Here is a 15,288-nt window from a genome sequence, read left to right as displayed (position 1 = left end):
GGGTCCAGGTGGCTGTTCGCCTTTTTCCGAACTCGGCCCCAGATTTCGGACCGCAGCCGGTAGGAAGGCCTCTGAGCGTCTTCCTAAACGACTTCTTAACGCCGGGGCTTTTATGATGATCGGGGGACACCTTTGCCTCCGTGCGACACAAGCGTGCATACCGGACGCATGAGCCAGACATCGATCGAGCGGTTGAGGGATTATCTCGGTCAGCTTCCGCCGCAATCGCAGGCGCTGCTGATGCGGGAGTTCGAGCGCGCCATCGAACGCGGCGAAGACACGACCGTCGCCAATTTTGTGCTTGAACAACTGCGCAAGGTTGTCCGCGGAACCGATGGAGAGGCGCGGCCGCGCACCGACGATCCGGCGCGTTTACTTTTCCGCCCGCTGGAGCCGTTCCTGGTCGAGAGCAATAGCAATTTTCCGCTACGGCCAGGCCAGGTCCGCCGTGCGTCGCTGCTGCCGGTATGGCAATGGCTGGTCCGCGAAGGCGCGCCCGAGCAGGCGCGCGAACTCGAAGACGCGTTGCTCCGCACGCAGGAAATCGGAACGACATCGGGTATCGAACCAGCAATCCGCAAGATGCAACTCGCCGCAGCTGACGCGATCTTCAAGACCGCCGGGCCTGGCGCCGATAAGCAGCGCTCACTGGCGCGCGTCGGCCCACCCGCTGTGATGGAAGATCTGTTGCCGATCGGCTCGGTTTTGCAGGCCCGTGAAGCGCTGGACTCTCTCAACGGGCGGCTCCCCAGCTTGTTGCGGGTGTTCGCGGATTCGCAGATCGCGTCGATAGGCGTCGCGCTCAACGTTCCCTCCCTGCAAACGCCGCAACTGCTGCCATTCGCGCTGTCCCTGATCATGCAGCGGCTAAGCGCGCCCTGGCAAATCATCCGCCTCGCCATCAAGATGGCCGCGTCCGACGACGAAATCCGCGTTGCCGCCACTCCCTACGGCATCGCTGTCACCCTGGCGCTGCACGATCTGTCCTTCCTGGCCGCTAGCCTGCGCGCGGATATCCGGCGGGGCCATTTCGATAGCGTCGCCGAGCAACTCAAGGTTCTTCATGACGGCGTGCGCGGCTTGCGGACCGAACTCGATCTCCGCAACGATTCCACTTGGGGCAGACAACTAACATCGATCAGGGCCGATATTTCCAACGCCCTGCAATCGGAAATCGCCAGCGTGCCGGGCCGCGTCCGGCGCCTGCTGCGTCAGCGACCCGACAAGGAAATCCCCTCGGGCGCCAGGCTCGACCCCAGCGAGGTCGACGAAGCGGCGGCATTGATCGATTTCGTCGCGGTGTGCCGCACCTATGCCAGCGAGCTTGCGATCAACGAGGTCACGCTGCGCACTTATTCGGACCTGCAGCATTACGTCGAGCAGGCCACCGAGGCGCTGGTGCAATCGCTGCGCTCCGGCGGCAGCAAGTCTCGCGCCTACCGGCAGATGCAGGTTGCAGCGGCGATACGATTTTGCGAGGTCCTGTTCGGCCACGACTATGCGTCGTTGATGAGCAGGGCGGCTGAAAATGCCGTGACCGGTGAACTCAAACCATCGCGCGCTGGGTCAAAATAGCACGGTTGGTTGCAATTTGCAGTTGACGTAATCTGGATTGCAACGTACACGTTTAGCCATGAACCCAATCATCAATTTTGTCGAACTTGAGAACCGCGTGATCTCGGCGACATATCGGAACTTGATGATCAAAGCGAAGGTCGTGCTGGTCAACAAGGCCAGTGGGGAGCAGTTAGCCGATCCGGTCGCCGCGATTGCGTCTCCGGTCCCCAACGGCTCGCTGAGGATCAGGCTGCCCGATTCCATCAAGCCGGGGGTCTACTTTCTGAAAGCGCTAAACGCGCACGGCGAGCATGCAGCGCAAAGCGTCGAGTTCTACGTCGACTAACGCCCGACTTTCCCGCGATTTTGCGGTCTGGTTGCCGTATCGGCGGATTGACATTTGTTATTTGCCCGGCTTGCCGCCCGTGGTGTAAAGCGACGCATCGGTGCTTCCCGCGTTAGCGCCGTTCAGTCGGAACCTGCTTGATGATGTTGTGGTTCGTGTTCGCGCTGATGACGGCCGCGGCGGTCTTCGCCGTGCTGTGGCCGTTGAGCCGTCACGGCCGGCTGCAAAAGGATGGCAGCGAAGCGGCCGTCTACAAGGATCAACTCACCGAGATCGATCGCGATGTGGCCGCGGGGCTGATCGCTTCTTCCGAAGCGGCGGCCGCGCGCGTCGAAATCAGCCGTCGTCTGTTGGCTGCGGCGGACAATCAGCGCGATCGGCCGTTCGTATCAAGCATCAGCTTGCGTCGTTCGGCGGCCGTCATAGCTCTGGTTGGGCTACCGATCGCAGCGATCGCACTTTACCTCCCGCTCGGCTCGCCGTGGCTCGGCGATTTTCCGCTGGCACAGCGCGCCCGCGCCCCCGAAGTTACCCAGCCGCTTGACAGTCTGGTGGCGCAGGTCGAACAGCACCTAGAGAAAAATCCAACCGACGGCCGTGGCTGGAACGTGCTTGCGCCGGTGCTGGCGAGATTGGGCCGCTATGATGAGGCGGTTCGGGCTTATCGTAGTTCGATCACCTATAATGGCGACAGTGCCGAGCGCCGGGCCGATCTCGGCGAAGCGCTTGCCGCAGCAGCGAGCGGCGTTATCACCGCCGAGGCCAAGGCTGAGTTCGAACGCGCCCTCGCATTGAATGCGGACCAAGTCAAGGCAAGCTACTTTCTCGGCGTCGCCGCCGAGCAGGATGGCCGCGCCGCCGAGGCCGCGTCGATCTGGCGTGCGATGCTCGCGAAAGCGCCGACCGATGCGCCGTGGCGTCCACTGGTCCAGGCCGCATTGGCGCGGGTCGACGGTTCTGCTCCGGCCCTGTCAGATGATATCGTGGCCGCGGCAAAAGACATGAACGACACCGACCGCGGCGCGATGATCCGTGGCATGGTCGAGCGTCTCGCCAGTCGATTGAAGCAAAACGGCGATGATGTCGAGGGATGGCTGCGGCTGGTGCGTGCCTATATAGTGATGGGCGATCGCGACAAGGCGAAGAGCGCGCTCACCGACGCCCGTCAGGCCGTCGCCTACGACGCGGAGCGACTGCGGCAACTCAATGAGGGCCTGAAAAATCTCGGACTTAATGGCTAGGCATGATTAGAGGTTACGCATGACGCGCAAGCAACGGCGTTTGACGATCATCGGCGGCTCGCTCGGCGTGCTCGCGGTTGCAGCGGCGCTGGTGCTAAACGCCATGCGCGATTCGATCGTGTTTTTCTCGACGCCGTCGATGGTGGCCGAGAAGCATGTCCAACCGGGCAAGCGGTTCCGGCTCGGCGGCCTGGTGCAGCCGGGCTCGCTGGTGCGTGGCGACAACCTTGCGGTCACGTTCAGCGTTGCCGACGGCAGCGCCACCTTGCCCGTGGCCTACAAGGGAATCCTTCCGGATCTGTTTCGCGAAGGGCAGGGCGTAGTCGCCGAAGGCGCCCTCGATCCATCCGGCGTATTCAAGGCCGATACCGTGCTCGCCAAACACGACGAGACCTACATGCCCAGGGAGGTCGCGGACGCGCTGAAGAAGCAGGGGCACTGGAAGGACGATTACGGCGCGAAGCCGGATTATAACGCGGGCGCTGAAGGAGGGTCGCGTGCCGCGCAAACCGTGGCGCCGGCAAAGCAAGGATCATTGCAGTGATCGCGGAGTCCGGACATTACGCGCTGGTGCTCGCGCTAGCCTTGGCGCTGATCCAGTCCACTCTGCCGATTCTTGGCGCCCGTTGGCGGGATTTCGCGCTGATGAATGTCGCGCGCTCCGCTGCGCTCGCACAATTGCTGTTCGTGGCGGCGTCGTTTGCGGCGCTCGTCACATTGCACGCCACGTCGGATTTTTCCGTCGTCAACGTGTTCGAGAATTCGCATTCGTTGAAGCCAATGATTTACAAGATCACGGGCGTGTGGGGCAATCATGAGGGCTCGATGCTGCTGTGGGTGTTTATTCTGGCACTGTTCGGCGGCCTGGTTGCGGCGTTCGGCAACAATCTCCCGCTGTCGCTGCGCGCCCATGTGCTGGCGGTGCAGGCCTGGATCGCCAGCGCATTCTATCTGTTCATCCTGATCACCTCGAACCCGTTCCTGCGTATCGCCAATCCGCCGATCGAGGGCCGCGACCTCAATCCGGTGCTGCAGGACATCGGCCTCGCGGTGCATCCGCCGATGCTTTATCTCGGCTATGTCGGGTTCTCGATTTCGTTTTCCTTCGCCGTCGCAGCCTTGATCGAAGGCCGGATCGACGCGGCATGGGCACGTTGGGTGCGGCCCTGGACATTGGTGGCGTGGATATTCCTCACGCTCGGCATCGCGATGGGCTCGTACTGGGCCTATTACGAACTCGGCTGGGGCGGCTGGTGGTTCTGGGATCCGGTCGAGAACGCCTCGCTGATGCCGTGGCTCGCGGGCACCGCGCTGTTGCATTCCGCGGTCGTGATGGAAAAGCGCAATGCGCTCAAAATCTGGACCATCCTGCTTTCGATCCTGACTTTCTCGTTGTCGCTGCTCGGCACCTTCCTGGTCCGCTCCGGGGTGCTGACGTCGGTGCATGCGTTTGCGACCGATCCGACGCGCGGCGTGTTCATCCTGCTGATCCTCTGCGTCTTCATCGGGGGCAGCCTGACATTGTACGCCTGGCGTGCTTCCGCGCTGAAGCAGGGCGGCCTATTCGCGCCGATCTCGCGCGAAGGCGCCCTGGTGCTCAACAATCTCTTTCTCACCACTGCCTGCGCGACGGTTTTCATCGGAACGCTCTATCCGCTGGCGCTGGAAGTCCTGACTGGCGACAAGATTTCGGTAGGCGCGCCGTTCTTCAATCTCACCTTTGCACCGCTGTTCGTCCCCCTGCTGATCGCGTTGCCGTTTGGTCCCTTGCTGGCGTGGAAGCGCGGCGATCTGCTCGGCGCGGCGCAGCGCCTGAGCGCCGCCGGCATCGCGGCGTTGATCGCCATCGCGGTATTGTGGGCATGGACGCGCGGTGGCAGCGCCTTCGCGCCGCTCGCCATTGGGCTCGCTGTTTTTGTCGTCGCGGGGGCGTTGAGCGACCTTGCCGAGCGTACCGGCGTGTTCCGCATGCCGTTTGGAACGGCGATGCGGCGTTCGCGCGGATTGCCGCGCTCGACCTGGGGCACCGCGTTCGCGCACGCCGGCGTCGGCATCGCCTTGATCGGAATCGTATGCGAGACCACGTGGAACAGCGAATATATCGGATCTATGAAGCCCAATGATACTACAGAGATCGCCGGCTACGAATTGAAGCTCGCGGGCGTGACGCAACGGCAGGGACCGAATTTTCGAGAAACGGTTGCGCAGTTCGCCGTCAGCCTCGATGGCAAACCGCTCAGCACGATGATGCCGTCGAAGCGCAATTTCACCACGCGGGCATCATCGACCACTGAAGCCGCGTTGCTGACGCGCGGCGCAAGCCAGCTTTATATCTCGCTTGGCGAGGCCGCCGCCGACGGTGCGATCGCGGTGCGCATCTATCATAAGCCGCTGGTATTGCTGATCTGGTTCGGCCCCGTGCTGATGGCGTTCGGCGGCATGCTGTCGCTGTCGGACCGGCGGCTGCGTGTCGGCGCGCCGAAGCCGGCGAAGGCGATGCGCGGATTGCAGGCTGCGGAGTAGGGTCCTTCGCTCATCCCGAGGAGCCCGCGCGAGCGCCTCTCGAAGGATGAGGATGTCCGTTACGTCATCCTTCGAGACGCATCCTTCGGATGCTTCTCGAAGATGAGGGAAAGAGGCGAAGTGCGGAAGCTGATCGTGATTTCATTCGTCTTGTTGATGGCGGCTTTTGCCGCATCGAGCGCATACGCCGTGCAGCCAGACGAGATCATGTCCGATCCGGCAAAGGAATCGCGGGCGCGGGATTTGTCGCGCGAACTGCGCTGCATGGTGTGCCAAAACCAGTCGATCGACGATTCCGACGCGCCTTTGGCGCGCGATTTGCGGCTCTTGGTGCGTGAGCGGATCGCAGCCGGCGACAGCGATGCCCAAGTGATCGACTTTCTGGTGGCGCGCTATGGCGAATTCGTGCTGCTGAAGCCACGGCTTGAGCCTCACACGCTGTTGCTGTGGCTGCTGCCACCGCTGGCGCTGGTTGGCGGCGGGATTGCGCTCTGGGTGCATGGGCGGCGGCGCTCCAGATTGGCGGCGGCGAAGGATCAATCCACGTTCAAATTGACTGCTGAAGAAGAAGCGCGGCTGGAGCGGCTGATCGCGGCGGAACCCTCGCCAGACAAGCCGGGTTAGGCGCGCGACAAACCGTTGTCACTCTGCGATAAACTGCCGCACGGACACACCCCCTTCATTACAAAAGTTTAATTCCGCCGCCAGCGCGCGGTAAGGCGGAAATACCCATGTTCATGCCCAGGCGGTGCTGGCCCGGCACTATCGATTTCAGTCCTTGGAGATTTCTGCATGACCGAACGTCCCACCGATCTTTCGTCGCTTCCGTCTTACCGGCAGCCCCGCCGTTCGCTGTTCTCCGCGCGCAAGCTGGCGTTGATGGCCTCGGTCGTTGCCGGCCTCGGCGTCGCCGTTTACGGCTTCGGACCGTCGCCCAAACCCGTGGATATTTTCAGCAGCCCCGCGCAGGCGCAGGTCAACAACGAAGTACGCAAGGTTGAGAGGCCGGCCGGCTTCGCCGACGTTGTCGAGCGCGTGAAGCCGTCGGTGATTTCGGTGAAGGTCAACATCAACGAGAAGGTCGCCAAGGACGATAGCTCCAACGATGACTCGCCGTTCCAGCCGGGTTCGCCGATGGAGCGCTTCTTCCGCCGCTTCGGCGGACCTGATGGCATGCCTCCCGGCCTGCGCGGCGGACCCCGCGGCCGCGGCGTCGTGACCGGTCAAGGTTCCGGTTTCTTCATCTCTCCCGATGGCTATGCCGTCACCAACAACCACGTGGTTGACGGCGCCGACAAAGTCGAAGTCACGACCGACGATGGCAAGACCCATACCGCGAAGGTGATCGGCACCGACGCGCGCACCGACCTGGCATTGATCAAGGTCGAGGGCAGTTCGAACTTCCCGTTCGCCAAGCTTTCGGACGGCAAGCCCCGGATCGGCGATTGGGTGCTCGCGGTCGGTAATCCCTTCGGCCTCGGCGGCACCGTCACGGCAGGCATCGTTTCGGCCAGCGGCCGCGATATCGGTAATGGTCCGTACGACGACTTCATCCAGATCGACGCGCCCGTGAACAAGGGCAACTCCGGTGGCCCGGCCTTCAATACCGACGGCGAAGTGATGGGTGTCAACACCGCGATCTACTCGCCGTCCGGCGGCAGTGTCGGCATCGCGTTCTCGATCCCGGCGACGACGGTCAAGACTGTGATCGCCCAACTCAAGGACAAAGGCAGCGTCAGTCGCGGCTGGATCGGCGTCCAGATTCAGCCAGTTACGCCTGATATCGCCGACAGCCTCGGCCTGAAGAAGGCGGAAGGCGCGCTGGTTGCGGAACCGCAGCCCAACGGTCCGGCGGCCAAGGCCGGGATCGAATCCGGCGACGTGATCACGGCGGTGAATGGCGAAACGGTCAAGGATGCCCGCGAACTCGCCCGCACCATCGGCGCCCTCCCGCCCGGTAATTCGGTGAAGCTCAACGTGCTTCAGAAGGGCCAGGACAAGGTGGTCAACCTGACGCTCGGCCAGTTGCCAAATACCCTGGAAGCCAAGGCCGACAGCGACAAAGACGGCGACCGGGGTAGCGCAGTCCCGCGCGGAACCGACGTGCCGAAGCTCGGCCTGACATTGGCGCCCGCCAATAGCGTTGCCGGCGCCGGCAAGGACGGCGTCGTGGTTACCGAGGTCGATCCGAAGAGTGCGGCGGCGGAGCGTGGCTTCAAGGAAGGCGACGTGATTCTCGAGGTCGCCGGAAAGAACGTCACCAATGCCGGAGATGTGCGCGAAGCGATCAATGCCGCGCGCACTGACAACAAGAGCAGCGTTCTGATGCGCGTCAAGAGCGGTGGGTCCTCGCGCTTCGTCGCGGTGCCCGTGGCAAAGGGTTGATCGCTCGCATAAGCGTTCCAGAGCATGATCCGGAAAACCGGTTTCCGGGAGGATCATGCTCAAAACGAGAGATGAGATCATGATCCGACTAAATTCAATCGGATCATGATCGAGCAGATGGAAGGTGTCGCCGGCATAGTCGCCCCCCGCCGACGGCTCTTTCCGGGGGGCGGGTAGAAAACTCGCTCCCTTAGTTGCCTTCCGGTGGAATTACGCCCCCCTCCGTCGGAAGGTTAAAAGGGCGGTGAAGTCCCCCAGCTTCACCGCCCGCTTTTTTCGCTTAAGCGAGCGGTATCGGGCCGCCTTGCATGAGGATGCCGACCGCGCCATGGTGATAGAGAGCACGCCCACTTGACCGCAATTGACCCCAAAATGCGCCTCTTGATTATCGAAGACGACCGCGAGTCCGCCGACTATTTGGTGAAGGCGTTTCGCGAAGTCGGTTACGTCGCCGATCTCGCCAGCGATGGCGATGAAGGCCTGGCGCTTGCCGAAAGCGGCGACTATGACGTTCTGGTGGTCGACCGGATGCTGCCGAAACGCGACGGCCTGGCGCTGATCGGCGCCTTGCGTGAGAAGGGCGATCACACCCCGGTGCTGATCCTCTCGGCGCTCGGACAGGTCGACGACCGCATCAAGGGATTGCGGGCCGGCGGCGACGATTACCTGCCAAAGCCTTATTCATTCGCCGAACTGCTGGCGCGGGTCGAAGTGTTGTCGCGCCGCCACGGTGGCCCGGCTGAGGAAACTACCTATCGCGTCGGCGATCTGGAGCTCGATCGGCTTTCGCATCGGGTAGCGCGCGGCAAGGACGAATTGACGCTGCAACCGCGTGAGTTCCGGCTGCTGGAATATCTGATGAAGCACGCGGGGCAGGTGGTGACGCGGACCATGCTCCTGGAAAACGTCTGGGACTATCATTTCGATCCGCAGACCAATGTGATCGACGTGCATATTTCGCGGTTGCGCTCCAAGATCGACAAAGGCTTCGAGCGCCCATTGCTTCATACCATTCGCGGCGCGGGATACATGATCCGTGACGGCATGCGCTGAAACCCTATAGAAATAGGGGGGTGATGATTTTAACCTCCCGATCGCTTACCGATTTATTACCGTTTTTTTGGCCGCCTGTGCGCTGGCGCGGCTTGCCCGGTGTCCTGTAGCCCTGCGCGCCCGGCGCGCTGTACGGCCTTCCTGCGGCCTTGTCCCCGTCGTGGTGATGACGCGATGACGTGATGCCGTCCTCGCAGCAAACCGAAGGGGTAATCCGAACTTGTCCGGAACGGTCTGCAGGACTGCGTTAGCTTGCCTTGGCCGTCGGTCACATGTCCGTATTTCCGGCGGTACTGAATGGGCGGCCTCCAGCCTACACGGCCCCCAGCCCCCCGGCTTGGGGGTCGCTCACGTGCCGTGAACGCCTGCCGCCGTCGTGACGCTGCCGCGCTCGACGTGGAAGTGGTTCCGGCCCGGAACCATTTCCCGCTGTCGGTCGCCTGTCCGCGCCGTGATGCTGGCGTGGCCGTCGTCCGAGCAAGTCCGAAAATGGACTTGCCCGCCGTCGTCATCGTAGATGGCTGGCACCGTGTCGCGGTGATGACACGATGCGACGGGCTGTCCGCTCCCGGTGGTCGCGTCGGTCCCTATCTAATCCTGTCACGATGATCGCGATCGTGCATCCTTCCACTCCAGTTGATCTCGCGTCGTCGCCGCGCTCTCTTCTTCTTTGCCGAAGCGAACAAACACGTACTTCTCGTTGAAGCGCGTGATGACGCCTTCCTCGGCCTTGGCGTTGCTGTGAACGCGATAGATCACCTTGCGTCCGATGTCGGATTGCTTCGGCTCGATCATGATCACGCTCCAATGCACAGTGGGCAGCGGCAGGCAGCCCGAACCTCGGAAAATGGCAGTCGAGACCTTGGACTGGTAGTCGTCGAGCGTCGCCGGTGACCCGGTTTAGCTTTGTCAGCCTATGCGCAGGCAGTGACGGCCTGCACTCGGTTTTCGGGTCCCTCTGGGAGCATAGATAACCGGGGGGACCGCGCGACGGCCCGGTGCGAGGATATTTGCAGTTGCGAATTCCCGGCTTTATTTTGTCCGACACGGTACACAAATGGCGGTGCGCCATGTGGCGCATGTCGAGTGCTCAAGCGCTGATCTTCATCGCGGCGGTCGCCATCGCGGTCGCGCTGCTGCTGGCGTGAGTGTCGGCTCGAAAAGTAAGCCGCGGCGTACTTTTGCTTATCCATGGGTTGCAGTTGCCAATCGAGACGCGCAGCCATCTGTCGCCGCGACGGTGCCGTCACTGCCGACGATGCCGTGGCAGGACGATGGGCGGTAGATCGGTTTCGGGTTGCAACCGCTAATATAGAAAAACGACGAGCACGTCCTTTTCGCGCTGCCCGCGCACAACTGCCGGTAAGCAAATTTCTCGATACGAGAAGTTTGGGTCTCACTTGCCCTGCTGCTTGATCGCCCAGAGCCGATAAGCTTCGGCCTCGTATGGATCATCAGCGGTTGGCGGCGGTACCAGCTTCGCGCCCTCGCTGCGGAAATGATCGAGACCACGGCCCAGCTTTTTCCCGGCGCTGGTGTGTCGATCGTTGGCCCAGTCGGGAATTGTCGGAACGAAACCCTCCAGCATCGACCGAAGCCCGACGGCAGCAGCGAAGTGATCGCCCTCACGGCTCTTGGCGGCGCGACACATGAGCCGGATCGCATTGCCGATCGCCATCCGCGATGCGCCGATCTTCTCCGGGTCATACCATCGCATCGCCTGTGCGACGGCGGTGGCGACGAACGGCACGATGGCCGGGTCGGCCTGAGTGTCGATATCTTCGTGAGAGATGATCTCCAGCCGCTTGCACACCATGCTGTGGAAGGCTTTCGAGGTGTGGATCAACTCGACGGCGAATTGCATCGCTTCGCGCTCCATGCCGCGCCTGATCGCCTTCTGCATCGCTGAGACACAGGCCATCGCGGGAAGGCCTTTGCGGGTATCGGGGATCACTGGCTTGCTCCGTCTAGCGAGACGGGGCCGACAACGATGGTGTTGCCCGCTACCTTTGCCGCGACGAGCGCGCGGGCCTGTTCAAGCGAATAGGCGTGGATGATGAACAGCGGCTTGGGGACGTTCTGGCCGGGGACCTGCTGAAAGACCGTGAAGGGCTTGGGGTTTCGCACTGGCTTGCTCCTGTGGCTGGTTGGTGTTCGTCCGTTCAGCCACCGAAGTTGCCCGCAGTAAAACATTGTTTTCATTCGGAAATTCAATGTCCAACATTGTTTCGGGCCTGATCGCCGCCGCCGCCAGTAGCGCGGTTGAAGCCGGTGCCGGGGGTGCTGTGTCGCCTTCGTTGTGCCCAGCGCGCCATCCACCGCCATCTGTAGCGGCTTGGCTCTCAACGGCGAACATTGGGGATAGGGCCGTTCCCGATGCTTTAGTTAGCTGTCGCCATTCACTACTATAGGTAGGGGAAAGTCGGGCAGCTCGGGGGGCAAATGGAGAAGATCAGAAAAGTTGAGAAATCCCTTGAGCGTTCGTACCGGCCTGTTGTGATATGGATCGATGACTTAGCGGAGATCATCGACACTCTGAAGCGTCATCCTCGCGAGATAGACATACGCACCGCCGACCATCGATATGAAGGCCTTGACGACCTGAAAGAGCACGTCGGCGGGCAAACCCAATTCGACTTGACAATATCAAGCTCCAGTGGCTCCGGACCTTCCGTCAGCCTCGAACTCAAGCGGATGGCTGTAAGACTGTGGGTGTTTGACCCTCGGGGCGGGCCGGAAGCAGCACAGATATTTCACGAAATCAACGAAGTCATTACTCGCTGCCAGAGACGCTTTGCGGCGCTGTACAGCTTGTTGTTGATGTTTGCCATTGTTCCTTTTTTCCTCCTGACCCAATTCTTCCTTGTGCAGCAGAGCGAACTGTCGGCCGCGCGCGCAGCTAGCGTTGTTGGAAGCGTGGTTTCGCTCTGGTTCCTCTGGGCATGTTACGTGATCGTGCGCTGCAAGGCCGTCATCAAGCTTCAACGTCGCTCTGAGATACGCCCGTTTATAGAACGCAACAAAGACCAGCTTATGCTCCTGCTTATTGGGGCAATCGTTGGCGGCTTGATCACCTTCGCTGGTGTTGTGGCGAAAGAGCACTTCTATCCATCCGCTACACAACAGCGGTGAGGACTTTGGGGTAATCTCACTGCGCGGAACATCGGCGCGGCGGCTACCCCCAACAGTCCGAGAACAGCGCCGAAGCGCTCGCGCGATATGACGCGCGACGGCGCGGTGACGCTGGCGAGAACTGAAGCTGCGAGTTACGGACGCGCTTGTGATGCCGCCCACCGCTCGCGTAGATGCTTCAGCACACGATCAACGTCGCCGATGAACTTGACCATGATCGGTACCAATCGCGGCGAGTGCTGACGGATGTGGCACACCTGCGTAGGTCCGAAATCGTGGGACAGGCGATTGCGGATCGTGATCGCGCTCGACGGCTGCTTGAGATGCCACTGTGGCTCGAACAAGGCATCGAGTTCGGCCTCCAAAATACTCAGCTTCATGTCGTGCGCGGCGGATTTGGTTTCCGCTAGTTTGACGCCAACGCGATGATGAAAGGCATCCACCGCTCGTTGGTCACCGTTGATGCCGACAATCGCCTTCGCCAGCTTCTCCGCCCCGAAATAGTACGCAACGAATTGCGCAGCCGAGTTGGCCGGAAGTGCCGTTACCTCGAACTTGTCGAGGCGCGCGGTATGTCCTCCAACCTTCGATAGTAGGACCCCTTCAATGCCGGGTCCGGCTCGAACGACCAATCAAGCGCCATCGGGAAACCTCATGCTTGAAAGGGCCTAGTGTAGGTGCGTCAAGGTTAGTTGCGCGGCACATAGCCAATCTTCGTCTTCGGTCGCTTCTCAATCTCCGTCAGAATTTGGTCGCTGGCCTTTTTCTGGTCCGCCAGTTGCCTGAACTCCGGCGTCGTGGTGTCGAGCTTTGCCATGTGAGCGGCAAGCCGCGCAGACACCGCGCGATGTTGCGCAATCTCGTTGTCTTGGGCGCGCTGTTCGGACCTGAGTTGCTCGCGGCCCTCTGCCGTATAGAGCGGGCTGAAGCCGACCTTTACAGGTTCGCGAGCCAGTGCGCGGCGATGCCAAAAAATCAAAATCAGAAACATGATGGGCCATGCGGCCACAGCTATAACGTTGCCCCACAATCCAACTGGGAAAAAAGTTACGATGATCGATATCACCGCTGGCACCAGCGCGGCGAACGCCTTCTGAGGCGTGTCTATTCCAACTGTAGCCAATGTCGCACGGAGAGCAGCGCGGCGGCTCTCGGATAGGATTGCCATGAGGGTCTCTCTCGTTTTGCAAATCAGGTGCCCGCACACTGGCACAATGCAGGGTAGTGATGGGAAGACAGGGGGGCTTCTCCCCGGCTATTCACAGCATGCTGCTGGGGGAAGCGCCTCCCGCTGGGCGCGGTTGATCCGCCCGGCCACTGTCCTATCCTTCGGCCATGGTCTTGCAGCGTCGGCGTCCCTCCGGCTTTATCGTACCGTGCTTACCGTCGAAGGTGGCCCGGCCACCGTCCGGCCCGCTCTGGGTTCATGAGATCAAGCACGACGGCTATCGGCTGACGGTGCGCCGGGATGGCTCGCGGGTCCGCTGCTTCACACGCAACGGCCATGACTGGGCCGACCGCTTCCCGGCGATCGTTGACGCTGCCCTCCGCATCAAGGCGCAATCATTCCTGATCGACGGATCTTTAGAAGCGCTTCACGCAATAGAACGAACGTGGTTGCGCCGCCAACGCGGTCGCCTGCTCGAAAGGCAAATAGCGGTCATCGTAGCGCGGGCACGCTAGGGCAGCGCCCGAAGCAATGATCGCTCGATTGATGTCGGTGCCGTTGGCTGTGGTGCAATAGCCGACCTCGCGGCCATAGGTCTTTTCGCCGGTCATGTGACAGGTCAGTTGCCCGGTGACGAGCGTGGCCATCACGCGCCGGGCATTCTCGCCGCGCGCTGTCCCGAGTTCGGCGGCATCGACGCCCTTGAGGCGTACTGACGTGCCCGCGACGACGACGGTGTCGCCGTCGATAACGCGGGCGGGGCCGCTGATGGTCGGCGCAGCAGTCGTGGATGCAGCAGTCGTGAGCGCTGGATACCAATTAGCGCGGCCCACGTCGAAAAACACCGCGCCTAAAGCGGCTGCCGTGAGGGTGAGGAGGCTTCCGGTCACGTACGGCGACCGTTCGCTCCCGGTGCGCTGTCCGAGGACGCTGCGCAGGCGCAGGAAGATGAATACCGCCAGCGCCAGGAAGATGATGGTGTAAAAGTCCACGTCGTGTTCGCCTTCTGGTTCCAGCGGCCAAGGCGAACAGGCGACGGACACCAAACCAATCGACCCCAGTCTGTGGCCGGGTAAATGCGATAGTCATACTAGATTTGAGTTAATTGTTCTTGTCTTCTGCGCCATTCATTTGTTCATCGTCGCCACGGCTGGAGGCGGGCGAGGCACCTGCGCCAGCGGATGCCTCGCTCTGCCGCACCGTCGAGTGCAGCATGACCCGACGACGCGGTTCTGATAGTGGTGGGGCGCGAGGCGGGATCACCGAGAACCTTCCTCGCGCCCCGTGCATGCCGGAGAGATGCAGGCAGCAAGCCCCCCGGCTGAACGATCTGTTATCGCCGCCCTCCGATGATGTCGTAGGCATGCTCCGGGCTGGTGCCCGACCTGTTGGTGTGCGGAGCCGTCACCAAGCGCACTTGCAGGATCGCCTGCGGTGCGCAGTCGCTGCGATGCTCACTCGGCAGCTTGTCGGCCTGTGCTTGCCACACCAGACGCGCTTCATCGTACTCGACCGCCAACAGATCGCCCATCACGACGGCGGCACGGGTCTCGCGCTCGGTGGCTGACAATGCGGCGGCGTCATCGGCTTCCTCTGACACCAAGGTATCCAAGCTGGCGAGCAGTGCATCCTTGTGAACGAACGCAAACCATGCGAGCACATCAGGCACTTCGGTGACCGCAAATGATGGCACTTGGGCATTGACGATCGACCCTTGCAGCCGCTGCATGGGCCAGACCACTGATCGGTCGTGTTCAAGCACATCACTCACCACGGGCGTCCCCCGCGTCGCTAGAGCCTCAACTTCCTGTCTGATCTTGGCGCGAACGTGTGCGCTTGGGTACGGCGCGGACCTGATGCGGTTGAAGTCTGCCTTCAGCTCC

18 protein-coding genes are annotated in these 15,288 nt (G+C 61.8%); 11 read left to right on the top strand and 7 right to left on the bottom strand.

Features of this window, described 5'->3' with window-relative positions; genetic code table 11:
- Positions 1 to 168 precede the first annotated feature (168 nt).
- The 8 genes from N554_RS0120165 (at position 169) to N554_RS0120130 (ending at position 9,105) form a co-directional block, all read left to right on the top strand.
- Positions 169 to 1,575, top strand: a complete 1,407-nt coding sequence (locus N554_RS0120165; protein ID WP_029585123.1) for a hypothetical protein — start codon at positions 169 to 171, stop codon at positions 1,573 to 1,575.
- 58 nt (positions 1,576 to 1,633) lie between these two features.
- Positions 1,634 to 1,903, top strand: coding sequence for a hypothetical protein (locus N554_RS0120160; RefSeq protein WP_029585122.1), 270 nt, complete (start codon positions 1,634 to 1,636; stop codon positions 1,901 to 1,903).
- Positions 1,904 to 2,043: 140 nt separating this feature from the next.
- Positions 2,044 to 3,144 carry a c-type cytochrome biogenesis protein CcmI gene (ccmI, locus tag N554_RS0120155; RefSeq protein ID WP_029585121.1) on the top strand — a complete coding sequence of 367 codons (1,101 nt, stop codon included), beginning with the start codon at positions 2,044 to 2,046 and terminating at the stop codon, positions 3,142 to 3,144.
- Between the two features lie 19 nt (positions 3,145 to 3,163).
- Positions 3,164 to 3,688 carry a cytochrome c maturation protein CcmE gene (ccmE, locus tag N554_RS0120150; RefSeq protein ID WP_029585120.1) on the top strand — a complete coding sequence of 175 codons (525 nt, stop codon included), beginning with the start codon at positions 3,164 to 3,166 and terminating at the stop codon, positions 3,686 to 3,688.
- Positions 3,685 to 5,667, top strand: coding sequence for a heme lyase CcmF/NrfE family subunit (locus N554_RS0120145; protein WP_029585119.1), 1,983 nt, complete (start codon positions 3,685 to 3,687; stop codon positions 5,665 to 5,667). The genes ccmE and N554_RS0120145 overlap by 4 nt, the downstream gene beginning before the upstream one ends.
- A 156-nt stretch (positions 5,668 to 5,823) precedes the next feature.
- A complete protein-coding gene (locus N554_RS0120140; RefSeq protein WP_156042013.1) occupies positions 5,824 to 6,291 on the top strand; it encodes a cytochrome c-type biogenesis protein in 468 nt (155 codons plus the stop codon).
- A 168-nt stretch (positions 6,292 to 6,459) separates the two neighbouring features.
- A complete protein-coding gene (locus tag N554_RS0120135) occupies positions 6,460 to 8,052 on the top strand; it encodes a Do family serine endopeptidase (RefSeq protein ID WP_029585117.1) in 1,593 nt (530 codons plus the stop codon).
- Positions 8,053 to 8,424: 372 nt separating this feature from the next.
- Positions 8,425 to 9,105, top strand: coding sequence for a response regulator transcription factor (locus N554_RS0120130; protein WP_029585116.1), 681 nt, complete (start codon positions 8,425 to 8,427; stop codon positions 9,103 to 9,105).
- A gap of 600 nt (positions 9,106 to 9,705) precedes the next feature.
- Here the strand turns inward: N554_RS0120130 and N554_RS0120125 are convergent.
- On the bottom strand, positions 9,706 to 9,900 hold the full coding sequence (locus N554_RS0120125; RefSeq protein WP_156042012.1) for a hypothetical protein: 195 nt from the start codon (positions 9,898 to 9,900) through the stop codon (positions 9,706 to 9,708).
- 221 nt (positions 9,901 to 10,121) lie between these two features.
- Here N554_RS0120125 and N554_RS42730 point away from each other — a divergent pair, with 221 nt between their 5' ends.
- On the top strand, positions 10,122 to 10,253 hold the full coding sequence (locus tag N554_RS42730; RefSeq protein WP_256378747.1) for a hypothetical protein: 132 nt from the start codon (positions 10,122 to 10,124) through the stop codon (positions 10,251 to 10,253).
- Between the two features lie 248 nt (positions 10,254 to 10,501).
- On the opposite strand, the gene N554_RS0120115 is transcribed toward N554_RS42730, so the two are convergent.
- Positions 10,502 to 11,059, bottom strand: coding sequence for a hypothetical protein (locus N554_RS0120115; RefSeq protein ID WP_036053735.1), 558 nt, complete (start codon positions 11,057 to 11,059; stop codon positions 10,502 to 10,504).
- Complete coding sequence (locus tag N554_RS36175; protein WP_156042011.1) at positions 11,056 to 11,232, bottom strand: hypothetical protein; 177 nt, start codon at positions 11,230 to 11,232, stop codon at positions 11,056 to 11,058. The genes N554_RS0120115 and N554_RS36175 overlap by 4 nt, the downstream gene beginning before the upstream one ends.
- A 315-nt stretch (positions 11,233 to 11,547) precedes the next feature.
- Between N554_RS36175 and N554_RS0120105 the strand changes: the two genes are divergently transcribed.
- Positions 11,548 to 12,237, top strand: a complete 690-nt coding sequence (locus N554_RS0120105; protein WP_029585113.1) for a hypothetical protein — start codon at positions 11,548 to 11,550, stop codon at positions 12,235 to 12,237.
- A 134-nt stretch (positions 12,238 to 12,371) separates the two neighbouring features.
- On the opposite strand, the gene N554_RS0120100 is transcribed toward N554_RS0120105, so the two are convergent.
- Positions 12,372 to 12,869, bottom strand: coding sequence for a hypothetical protein (locus N554_RS0120100; RefSeq protein WP_029585112.1), 498 nt, complete (start codon positions 12,867 to 12,869; stop codon positions 12,372 to 12,374).
- 56 nt (positions 12,870 to 12,925) lie between these two features.
- A complete protein-coding gene (locus N554_RS0120095) occupies positions 12,926 to 13,405 on the bottom strand; it encodes a hypothetical protein (RefSeq protein WP_156042010.1) in 480 nt (159 codons plus the stop codon).
- Positions 13,406 to 13,572: 167 nt separating this feature from the next.
- Here N554_RS0120095 and N554_RS38530 point away from each other — a divergent pair, with 167 nt between their 5' ends.
- On the top strand, positions 13,573 to 13,920 hold the full coding sequence (locus N554_RS38530; RefSeq protein WP_081851336.1) for an ATP-dependent DNA ligase: 348 nt from the start codon (positions 13,573 to 13,575) through the stop codon (positions 13,918 to 13,920).
- Here the strand turns inward: N554_RS38530 and N554_RS41065 are convergent.
- Together N554_RS41065 and N554_RS36160 are read right to left on the bottom strand one after the other, a co-directional pair.
- Complete coding sequence (locus N554_RS41065; RefSeq protein WP_197033646.1) at positions 13,822 to 14,397, bottom strand: thermonuclease family protein; 576 nt, start codon at positions 14,395 to 14,397, stop codon at positions 13,822 to 13,824. The genes N554_RS38530 and N554_RS41065 overlap by 99 nt on opposite strands.
- 341 nt (positions 14,398 to 14,738) lie before the next feature.
- A partial coding sequence (locus N554_RS36160) for a hypothetical protein (RefSeq protein WP_036053725.1) occupies positions 14,739 to 15,288 on the bottom strand: 550 nt, incomplete at its 5' end.

Source organism: Bradyrhizobium sp. URHD0069, assembly GCF_000701345.1.
Lineage (GTDB): Bacteria > Pseudomonadota > Alphaproteobacteria > Rhizobiales > Xanthobacteraceae > Bradyrhizobium.
Note: the sequence above shows the minus strand (reverse complement) of the source record. Positions and strands in the feature narration are given on the sequence as shown.

Excerpts from the sequence above, each read along its gene's own strand:
- N554_RS38530 (WP_081851336.1), top strand. The coding sequence starts at position 13,573 with ATGGTCTTGCAGCGTCGGCGTCCCTCCGGCTTTATCGTACCGTGCTTA.
- N554_RS0120105 (WP_029585113.1), top strand. The coding sequence starts at position 11,548 with ATGGAGAAGATCAGAAAAGTTGAGAAATCCCTTGAGCGTTCGTACCGG.
- N554_RS0120160 (WP_029585122.1), top strand. The coding sequence starts at position 1,634 with ATGAACCCAATCATCAATTTTGTCGAACTTGAGAACCGCGTGATCTCG.
- N554_RS0120095 (WP_156042010.1), bottom strand. The coding sequence starts at position 13,405 with ATGGCAATCCTATCCGAGAGCCGCCGCGCTGCTCTCCGTGCGACATTG.
- ccmI (WP_029585121.1), top strand. The coding sequence starts at position 2,044 with ATGATGTTGTGGTTCGTGTTCGCGCTGATGACGGCCGCGGCGGTCTTC.
- N554_RS0120130 (WP_029585116.1), top strand. The coding sequence starts at position 8,425 with ATGCGCCTCTTGATTATCGAAGACGACCGCGAGTCCGCCGACTATTTG.
- N554_RS0120165 (WP_029585123.1), top strand. The coding sequence starts at position 169 with ATGAGCCAGACATCGATCGAGCGGTTGAGGGATTATCTCGGTCAGCTT.
- N554_RS0120140 (WP_156042013.1), top strand. The coding sequence starts at position 5,824 with ATGGCGGCTTTTGCCGCATCGAGCGCATACGCCGTGCAGCCAGACGAG.
- N554_RS0120135 (WP_029585117.1), top strand. The coding sequence starts at position 6,460 with ATGACCGAACGTCCCACCGATCTTTCGTCGCTTCCGTCTTACCGGCAG.
- ccmE (WP_029585120.1), top strand. The coding sequence starts at position 3,164 with ATGACGCGCAAGCAACGGCGTTTGACGATCATCGGCGGCTCGCTCGGC.
- N554_RS0120125 (WP_156042012.1), bottom strand. The coding sequence starts at position 9,900 with ATGATCGAGCCGAAGCAATCCGACATCGGACGCAAGGTGATCTATCGC.